The organism is Acetatifactor sp., assembly GCF_982438285.1.
The window spans coordinates 1-9840 of sequence record NZ_CEWDFQ010000096.1 but is presented as its reverse complement, the minus strand read 5'-3'; the positions used below and the strand labels follow the sequence as shown (position 1 = coordinate 9840).

General features: G+C 45.7%; 11 protein-coding genes. All 11 read right to left on the bottom strand.

Features of this window, described 5'->3' with window-relative positions; translation table 11 throughout:
- Nucleotides 1–108 precede the first annotated feature (108 nt).
- Complete coding sequence (locus AC1WIP_RS06600; protein ID WP_481141102.1) at nucleotides 109–486, bottom strand: DUF3795 domain-containing protein; 378 nt, start codon at nucleotides 484–486, stop codon at nucleotides 109–111.
- Between the two features lie 517 nt (nucleotides 487–1003).
- On the bottom strand, nucleotides 1004–1300 hold the full coding sequence (locus tag AC1WIP_RS06595; protein ID WP_481141101.1) for a CPBP family intramembrane glutamic endopeptidase: 297 nt from the start codon (nucleotides 1298–1300) through the stop codon (nucleotides 1004–1006).
- The gene (locus AC1WIP_RS06590; RefSeq protein ID WP_481141100.1) at nucleotides 1239–1643 is read right to left on the bottom strand and encodes a hypothetical protein; all 405 of its coding nucleotides are present in this window, start codon (nucleotides 1641–1643) and stop codon (nucleotides 1239–1241) included. Before AC1WIP_RS06590 ends, AC1WIP_RS06595 begins: the two co-directional genes overlap by 62 nt.
- A 48-nt stretch (nucleotides 1644–1691) precedes the next feature.
- A complete protein-coding gene (locus AC1WIP_RS06585) occupies nucleotides 1692–2144 on the bottom strand; it encodes a hypothetical protein (RefSeq protein ID WP_481141099.1) in 453 nt (150 codons plus the stop codon).
- 2 nt (nucleotides 2145–2146) lie between these two features.
- Nucleotides 2147–2362 carry a hypothetical protein gene (locus tag AC1WIP_RS06580; protein ID WP_160273120.1) on the bottom strand — a complete coding sequence of 72 codons (216 nt, stop codon included), beginning with the start codon at nucleotides 2360–2362 and terminating at the stop codon, nucleotides 2147–2149.
- A 249-nt stretch (nucleotides 2363–2611) separates the two neighbouring features.
- Entirely contained in the window at nucleotides 2612–3799 is a 1188-nt protein-coding gene (gene tuf / locus AC1WIP_RS06575; protein WP_481141097.1) for an elongation factor Tu, read from the bottom strand.
- A gap of 152 nt (nucleotides 3800–3951) precedes the next feature.
- Entirely contained in the window at nucleotides 3952–6114 is a 2163-nt protein-coding gene (fusA, locus tag AC1WIP_RS06570; RefSeq protein ID WP_481141096.1) for an elongation factor G, read from the bottom strand.
- A gap of 44 nt (nucleotides 6115–6158) precedes the next feature.
- A complete protein-coding gene (rpsG, locus tag AC1WIP_RS06565; RefSeq protein ID WP_318703278.1) occupies nucleotides 6159–6629 on the bottom strand; it encodes a 30S ribosomal protein S7 in 471 nt (156 codons plus the stop codon).
- Between the two features lie 158 nt (nucleotides 6630–6787).
- A complete protein-coding gene (rpsL, locus tag AC1WIP_RS06560; protein WP_318703276.1) occupies nucleotides 6788–7210 on the bottom strand; it encodes a 30S ribosomal protein S12 in 423 nt (140 codons plus the stop codon).
- 109 nt (nucleotides 7211–7319) lie between these two features.
- The gene (gene rfbD, locus AC1WIP_RS06555; RefSeq protein WP_481141095.1) at nucleotides 7320–8162 is read right to left on the bottom strand and encodes a dTDP-4-dehydrorhamnose reductase; all 843 of its coding nucleotides are present in this window, start codon (nucleotides 8160–8162) and stop codon (nucleotides 7320–7322) included.
- Between the two features lie 87 nt (nucleotides 8163–8249).
- A partial coding sequence (locus AC1WIP_RS06550) for a DNA-directed RNA polymerase subunit beta' (RefSeq protein WP_481141094.1) occupies nucleotides 8250–9840 on the bottom strand: 1591 nt, incomplete at its 5' end.

Here is a 9840-nt window from a genome sequence, read left to right as displayed (position 1 = left end):
AAGCAGGAAGGCATAGCTGCAGATTCTATATGGTATCCCTGATTTTCTCATAGATTTTCCTCTTCACAAATTCTTATTACGAAATCTCTTCATGCTGCCGTACTCTGCCTATTTTCTAAGATTATTTACCTTATCAAAAAAGGCTTTTTCCAGCTTATCGTATTCTTCATCTGAACAAACTTCTTTGCACTTTTTCTGATACGCTTCCGAACGTTTTAACATATCATCTATTTTTTCACAGGGAAAGTCTGCGCACTGATTACATTTCTCCACATTGTGTTCCTTCGTGCATTCTACCAAGCGATATGTACACTCTTTATGGGTAGAACATCCCGTACAAGCAATTTCCTCATTTGATACAATTCTATCTCTCCAGCCTACTCTATGCCATAGCTCGGCCACCTTACTTAATTCCTCTTCACTATGCGCATTGTATCTGGGACATTCTATGCAATTATCTCCACACAAGGTAATTTTTTCTTCCATGCAATGCCTCCCTTGACCTTCACTAAAAAGGCCCCTCTATTATCTTTTCAATTCTATCATATCTATGAATGCTTTACTATCCAAATCCAGCAAATTCTATTGAACCGATAATTTGAGGAAGCTGAAGTTCCTATTTTACCTTAATATTTCCATCTGCTTCAAGACAAAAAGGGCTTCCCGATTTCTCGGAAAGCCCATAAGATCAAGCAATATTAAGATTACTCAATGATAGTAGCAACACGGCCTGAACCAACGGTTCTCCCCCCTCACGAGCTCTCGGAAATGAAATCTGAATATTTTTATTGCATTTTCCTGCTTATTTTTCTTTATATTATTCAATTTATGCTCTTGTTTTTACTATTCCGAAAAATTTTAGAGCCAAAATAGAGCCAGTGGCAAAATACCGATTTTCTTCTTATCCGCCCTTATTACATGGTGCTAGCACCATGTATATAAAACATTAACAAGGAACATATCAATTCGTTGTTCTCCACCACTCTAATCAGCAAACCGGAATTTATACTAATACCACCAATATAAAACTTAATGTTGAAAAAAGATTACATAGGCAATGAAAACATATACTGATATATAAATTCTTTTTCTTATACGTCACATACGCAACTGGTGCAAATACTAATATGCGAAATATATTGTTGAAAGGAAGCCAAAAATGATATAGTGAAAATAAAATAGCTATCATTATCGGGGTAAATGATTTTTGCATTTCATAATGCGATGTTAAGTATCCTCTAAAAAACAATTCCTCTGTTATTGGTCCAATCAAAACCTCTTGGCAAACTATTAAGTACATTACTTCTTATCTCTGCAAAAACTTGATTTTCAATAGGTGCAATAAAAGCAGACAGCAGACCTGCCATTCCCCAAAACACAAACGCAATTATCAACACTTTCCAAATTGAAATCTTTTCTTGTCCTTCAACTGCACTTTCAAGAGAATACTTCCCATATTCACTTTTACTTGCTTTCAAAATAATTCCTAACTCTATTGGCACTAAAATGAATGTTCCTAAAATGCAGAATAATAAAATATGCGGTATATTACAAAAATGTCCCAACAGCAAATAACTCAAGCTCAACACTGTAGTGGGAGCAAAAATGCTTAATAAAAGTCCTTTTGTGTCTATTTTATTCATATTCTATTTCAAAGGGGACTGATTTAAAAATCCAAATCAGTCCCTTCCTTATTCATCATTTCTATTTTTACCAAAACCATATCCACCAAAGGCACCAATCACAACGCCCCCAACTATATATATAACATTTTCCATAACATCTGGAATATCTTTCAGCAAAATAACTAAAAGAATGAAAAATATCATAGCCACAATCATTGTTAAAAAGGTAAATACTTTTCTGTGAAATTTCTCAGCATAGCTATTTTTCATTTCCAATTCTGCACCATCTAAATACTTAGAAATGTGATCTGGTGTTAACTTTTTCATTACCGCAGTTTCAGGAGAAGATATACTACGCATCTGAATAGATGAAGAAATCATCATTCTTTCTATAACTTTTCTATGTTCTGGCGATACACTTTCAAGAACATCTTCTAATTCAGCTTCTTCCAAGTTATCTTTATCTACATTATCTAAAAGCTGTGTTTCTTTATCATTTTGTTCCTTATTTTCTTCCAAACCTAATTCGCCTCCTTAGAAAATCCCCGAACAATCATTTTCGTCATACTTCTTATGGTTGACTGCATTTTGTTAGACATATCATTACCTACTGTATATGCAACATACGCTTGAATTTCTACATCTTTATGCTTTGGAAATCTTGGCTCATAATCTTTATATAATGATGTCTTTGGCTTTTCCTTAGTTAAATACATATTGAAACCTCCTTTTCTCATAAGCACCTCCTAATATAGAGTATGCCCAAAATATTGAGAATTGACATAACATTAACATACTTTTTGTTATATGTCGACATCTTTCTATATTTATTATAACATTTTTTCCCTAGCTTGTCCCATAAAAAATGAAACAGACGAATTTTTTAGAGCCATTTTAGAGCCACTTTACAAATTAAGATTAGTATTTTATCAAAAAAGGGCTTTCTGAAATATCAGAAAGCCCCATAAAATCTAGCTTTTTACTGATTACTCAATAATCGTAGCAACACGGCCTGAACCAACGGTTCTACCACCCTCACGGATAGCGAAGGTAAGACCCTGCTCCATAGCGATGGGATGAATCAGCTCGATGGTCATCTCAACGTTGTCGCCAGGCATACACATCTCGGTACCTTCAGGAAGGTTGCAGACACCGGTAACGTCGGTTGTTCTGAAGTAGAACTGAGGACGATAGTTATTGAAGAAAGGAGTGTGACGTCCACCCTCGTCCTTGGTCAGAACGTAAACCTGTGCGGTAAACTTGGTGTGGCAGGTAACAGTGCCGGGCTTTGCAAGAACCTGTCCTCTTTCGATTTCGGTTCTCTGAATACCACGAAGCAGCGCACCGATGTTATCACCAGCCTGTGCCTCGTCCAGCATCTTACGGAACATCTCAATACCGGTAACAACAGTCTTCTTCTTCTCCTCCTTGATACCAACGATTTCAACTTCGTCATTCAGGTGAAGAACACCACGCTCAACACGGCCGGTAGCAACGGTACCACGACCGGTAATGGTGAATACGTCCTCTACAGGCATCAGGAAAGGCTTGTCTGTGTCACGCTGAGGATCAGGAATATACTCATCAACAGTGTGCATCAGCTCAAGAATCTTGTCTCCCCACTCGCTGGAAGGATCTTCCAGAGCCTTCAGAGCGGAACCCTTAACGATAGGGCAGTCATTGAAGCCGTACTCCTCAAGCTGCTCGGTAACCTCCATCTCAACCAGCTCGATCAGCTCAGGATCGTCTACCATGTCACACTTATTCAGGAAAACAACAATATAAGGAACGCCTACCTGACGGGACAGAAGGATGTGCTCCTTGGTCTGTGCCATAACGCCGTCGGTTGCAGCAACAACCAGAATAGCGCCGTCCATCTGTGCTGCACCGGTGATCATGTTCTTTACATAGTCAGCATGGCCAGGGCAGTCAACGTGTGCGTAATGTCTCTTCTCGGTCTCATACTCAACGTGTGCGGTGGAAATGGTGATACCACGCTCTCTCTCTTCGGGAGCCTTGTCGATGTTCTCGAATGCCACTGCCTCGCCGGTGCCAAGTCTCTCATGAAGAACCTTGGTAATTGCTGCGGTCAGAGTGGTCTTGCCATGGTCAACGTGACCAATGGTACCAATGTTACAATGGGGCTTAGTTCTTTCAAATTTAGCTTTAGCCATTATGAATGTCCTCCTTAAAATGATAACACATATTATTTTTCCTGCCGAACCGTCATTTTCCGTATCCGGCAATCGTTAACTCGGCTACCTCTGATTATATTAAATAATCAGAGGTTTTTCAAGTTATTTTTCATATATTTGCCTGCTTTTATTTACTTGCTTTTCGCAGCCAAAACCTTCTCCTGTACGTTCTTGGGCACGGGCTCATATTTCTCGAAGAACATGGAATAGTTGCCGCGTCCCTGGGTTCTGGAACGAAGGTCTGTGGAGTAGCCGAACATCTCAGCAAGGGGCACGAAGGCTCTCACCATCTTGCCGCCTCCGATGTCATCCATACCCTCCACGCGTCCACGGCGGGAGTTCAAGTCACCGATTACATCGCCCATGTATTCCTCAGGCATGGTAACCTCAACCTTCATGATGGGCTCCAGAAGCACAGGATTTGCCTTCTGCATTGCCTCCTTGAATGCCATGGAACCTGCAATGTGGAACGCCATCTCGGAGGAGTCTACCTCGTGATAGGAACCGTCGTACACATTTGCATGAATGCCAAGCACAGGGAAGCCTCCCAGGATACCTGCGCGGGCAGCTTCCTGGATACCCTCGCCAACCGCAGGAATATATTCCTTGGGAATGGCACCGCCCACAACAGTGGATTCAAACAACAGAGTAGGCGGATCGTTGATCAGCACATTGGCCTTGGGATCAAAGTCAAACTTCTCGCAGTTTGCCTCCAGGGGCTCAAATTTCACCTTACAATGTCCGTACTGTCCACGTCCTCCGGACTGCTTTGCATACTTAGAGTCTACTTCTACAGCCTTGGTAAAGGCCTCCTTATAAGCAACCTGGGGAGCGCCCACGTTTGCCTCCACCTTAAATTCGCGCAACAGACGGTCAACGATAATCTCCAGATGCAGCTCGCCCATACCAGCGATAATGGTCTGTCCAGTCTCCTGATTTGTGTGGGCACGGAAAGTGGGATCCTCCTCTGCAAGCTTTGCCAGAGCTTCACCCATCTTGCCCTGTCCCGCCTTTGTCTTAGGCTCAATAGCCAGCTCAATAACAGGCTCAGGGAATTCCATGGACTCCAGAATCACGGGATGCTGGTCGTCACAGATGGTATCGCCGGTGGTGGTAAACTTAAAGCCTACTGCCGCAGCAATGTCACCGGAATAAACCTTATCCAGCTCTGCCCGCTTATTTGCGTGCATCTGCAGGATACGTCCCACACGCTCCTTCTTGTCCTTGGTAGCGTTCAAAACGTAGGAACCGGAATTCATGGTTCCGGAATATACACGGAAGAATGCAAGCTTTCCAACAAAGGGATCCGCCATGATCTTAAATGCCAGTGCGGAGAAAGGCTCCTCGTCGGAAGAATGTCTCTCCACCTCATTACCGTCTAAATCCACGCCCTTAATAGCCGGGATATCGGTCGGTGCAGGCATATACTCCAAAATAGCGTCCAGAAGCTTCTGTACGCCCTTGTTGCGGTATGCGGAACCACAGCATACAGGAATCGCAGCACACTCACAGGTGGCCTTGCGAAGCACTTTCTTCAAATCTTCAACAGAAGGCTCCTCGCCCTCCAGATACTGCATCATCAGATCGTCATCCAGCTCGCAGATCTTCTCAATCAGCTCAGAGCGGTACAGCTCTGCGTCGTCCTTCATATCCCCCAGGTCATCGGTTACGGTAATGTCATCGCCCTTGTCATCATTGTAGATATATGCCTTCATTTCAAACAGGTCAATAATTCCCTTGAAGTCATCTTCTTTACCGATGGGCAGCTGAAGGATAATCGCATTTTTTCCAAGTCTGGTTCTGATCTGTTCCACTGCGCCGTAGAAGTTTGCGCCCAGAATGTCCATCTTATTGATGAAAGCCATACGAGGCACATTGTAGGTATCGGCCTGACGCCATACGTTCTCAGACTGCGGCTCAACACCGCCCTTTGCGCAGAACACGCCAACAGCTCCATCCAATACACGGAGAGAACGCTCTACTTCTACAGTGAAATCAACGTGGCCAGGAGTGTCAATAATATTGATACGGTGCTCCAACGCGCCAGGCATGGGCTTGGTTTCTTTTTCCAGTGTCCAGTGGCAGGTGGTAGCAGCTGATGTGATGGTAATGCCTCTTTCCTGTTCCTGCTCCATCCAGTCCATGGTCGCAGTACCCTCATGAGTATCACCAATCTTGTAGTTAACGCCAGTATAATACAGAATACGCTCGGTCAATGTGGTCTTACCCGCATCGATATGAGCCATAATACCGATATTTCTGGTTCTCTCTAAGGGATATTCTCTTCCAGCCAAGATTTTTTCCTCCTATATTTTTTAAAAACCTGAAAATCTCCGCCCTAAAATCTGTAATGAGCGAAAGCCTTGTTTGCCTCTGCCATCTTGTGCACGTCTTCTTTTCTCTTAACGGCTGCACCGGTGTTGTTGGCAGCATCCAGAATTTCGTTGGCCAATCTGTCCACCATGGTCTTTTCACTTCTCTTGCGGGCAAACATGGTCAGCCAGCGCAGACCCAGAGCCTGACGTCTGTCAGCTCTCACCTCGATAGGCACCTGATAGGTAGCACCACCGATACGTCTGGCCTTAACTTCCAAAACAGGCATGATATTGTTCATCGCCTCTTCAAATACTTCGAGAGCCGGCTTGCCGGACTTCTCTTCTACCTTGGCAAATGCGCCGTATACAATCTTCTGGGCAACCCCTCTTTTGCCGTCCAGCATAATGTTGTTGATCAGCTTGGTTACCACTTTGTTGTTGTATAAAGGATCTGCCAATACATCTCTTTTTTGAATATGTCCCTTACGCGGCACGTTTCTTCCCTCCTTATCAATGCGGCCGGCCATTTTGGCCGACGTGAAATAGATCATCGGTACTCACATGTGTTTCCCCAAGTGTTCGCGCTGTTATATCTGCATTACAGAATTCCAACACTTTTCTTAGTTTCGTTGTTGTGGTACTTCATCATACCTTATTTCTTAGCGTCCTTAGGTCTCTTAGCGCCGTACTTGGAACGAGCCTGCTTTCTGTTGGCAACACCTGCGGTATCAAGGGTACCACGAATGATGTGGTATCTGGTACCGGGAAGATCCTTAACACGGCCGCCACGGATCAAAACAACGCTGTGCTCCTGCAGATTGTGGCCTTCGCCGGGAATGTAGCTGGTAACCTCGATTCCGTTGGAAAGACGTACTCTGGCAATCTTTCTAAGAGCTGAGTTAGGCTTTTTAGGAGTCGCTGTCTTAACGGCAGTACACACACCACGCTTCTGAGGAGCGGAAACATTCGTCGTCTTCTTGTGAAGGGAATTGTATCCTTTCTGCAGGGCAGGTGCGGTAGACTTCTTTACAGATGTCTGACGTCCTTTTCTTACTAACTGGTTAAATGTTGGCATTCTGTTTCACCTCTTTCTGATTGTAATATTGGTTTATTGTTTGCGGCACACGAAAAAAGAATGCAGCCGCGTGCACACTATGATAGTATACTTGTTTGAGAATATGTTGTCAACTGATTTTTTTCAGAAACCGCTCTAACGCATCCTGCCAGGAGGGCAGCCTTTCAAATCCGTTCTCCGTAAGCTTTTCCTTGCTCATACGGCTGTTATGGGGTCTGGGAGCCTTGGCGCCATACTCTTTAGTGGAAACGGGGATCACATTGACCTGCACGTTGGCCTTTCTGAAAATCTCACAGGCAAATTCATACCAGGAGCACACGCCCTCATTGGTAGCGTGATAAATGCCGTATTTTTCTGTCTGTACCATGTCTGCCAGCAGCTTTGCCAGATCATAGGTGTAGGTAGGTGACCCGAACTGATCGTTTACCACCCTGATGGTGTCGTGAGTCTTGGCAAGATTCAGCATGGTTTTGATAAAATTCTTTCCGTTGATGCCGAACACCCAGGCAATACGCACGATAAAATACTTGTCCAGGGTGTTTTTCACAGCCAGCTCTCCTTCATACTTTGTCTGCCCATACACGCTCTTGGGATCGCAGGCGTCCTCCGGCTCCCAGGGCCTTTCCCCTTCTCCGGAAAAAACATAGTCCGTACTGATATACAGCATTTTTATATCCAGAGCCTTGCATACATTAGCTATATTCTGGGTTCCCTCCGCATTGACCTTGCGGCAGCTCTCCTCATTTTCCTCCGCTGCGTCCACCGCAGTATAAGCGGCGCAGTGAATCACCGCATCCGGCCCTGCCTCCTTGATCACCTTGTCCACGCTGGCCGCATCGGTGATATCCATCTGGTCGATGTCCACCCCCACGGCCTCAATGCCTCTTTCCGTAAGCTCGTTGACCACATCAAAGCCAAGCTGGCCCTTTACTCCGGTTACCAAAACCTTCATCCCGGTCTACCTTCCTTTCCCATAAGGCAACACTGCGGCAGTGTTTCTAACCTCCTGCCGCAGCGTTTCTCATTTTTTGTTTCCCTATTAAAGATTTTCAAGCGTGGACTCCAAAACAGCGTCCTCTGCCTCCGCAGTCTCATACTCATCCAGATCGGAAGGCTTCTGGTCCAGGTCCAGACCATCGTCAAAGCTTAAGGTCTCCTCTTCCTCCGACAGATTTTCGTCAAACAAAATAGTATCTGTCTCGTCTGTACTGAGTCTTGTATTGCGATATCGCTTCATGCCGGTTCCCGCCGGAATCAGTTTACCGATAATCACATTTTCCTTTAATCCAATCAACGGGTCTACCTTGCCCTTAATTGCTGCTTCTGTCAGCACCTTTGTGGTCTCCTGGAAGGAAGCGGCAGACAGGAAGGAGTTAGTGGCAAGTGCCGCCTTTGTGATACCCAGCATCACCTGCTTTCCTTCTGCAGGTTCCTTGCCCTGTGCAATCAGCTCTTCGTTCATATCCTCAAACTCCAGCACATCCACCAGGGTTCCGGGGAGGAAATCCGTGTCGCCGTTGCTTTCCACACGGATTTTCTTTAACATCTGACGCACAATCACTTCAATATGCTTGTCAGCGATATCAACGCCCTGGAGACGGTAAACTCTCTGCACCTCTCTGAGCATATAATCCTGAACAGCACGGATTCCTTTGATTTTCAGCAGATCGTGAGGATTTACGCTTCCCTCGGTAAGCTCGTCACCGGCCTCCAGCACCTGGCCGTCCACAATCTTAATCCGGGAGCCGTAAGGAATCAGATATGCCTTGGTCTCTCCCGTCTCCTCATTTGTAATCACGACCTCGCGCTTTTTCTTGGTGTCCCGGATTTCAGCCTTTCCGCCGAATTCTGCAATAATGGCAAGTCCCTTGGGCTTTCTGGCCTCGAAAAGCTCCTCAACACGGGGAAGACCCTGGGTGATATCGTCGCCGGCCACGCCTCCAGTGTGGAAGGTTCTCATGGTCAGCTGGGTACCGGGCTCTCCGATGGACTGGGCCGCAATAATACCTACAGCCTCACCCACCTGCACTGCCTCTCCGGTGGCCATGTTTGCGCCATAGCACTTCGCGCAGATACCGTTGCGGGAACGGCAGTTCAATATGGTACGAATCTTGACTGCCTCCATGGGCTCTCCCTTTTCATCCACACCCACGCTCAATATCTTTGCAGCGCGGCTGGGGGTGATCATATGGTTGCGCTTCACGATCACATTGCCGTCTCTATCCTTAATCTCCTCACAGGAATATCTTCCGGTAATTCTGTCCTTCAGGCTTTCGATGGTCTCTTTCCCATCCATGAAGGCCTTCACCACCATGCCGGGAATCTCCGCCTTTCCTTCCGCGCAGTCAACCTCACGGATAATCAGCTCCTGAGATACGTCAACCATACGTCTGGTCAGATAACCGGAGTCAGCGGTACGAAGGGCCGTGTCGGACAGACCCTTGCGGGCGCCGTGAGCCGACATGAAGTACTCCAGTACGTCCAATCCCTCACGGAAATTGGATTTGATGGGAAGCTCAATGGTCCGTCCCGTAGTATCTGCCATCAGACCGCGCATGCCTGCCAGCTGCTTGATCTGCTGGTTGGAACCACGGGCGCCGGAGTCCGCCATCATAAAGATATTATTATAT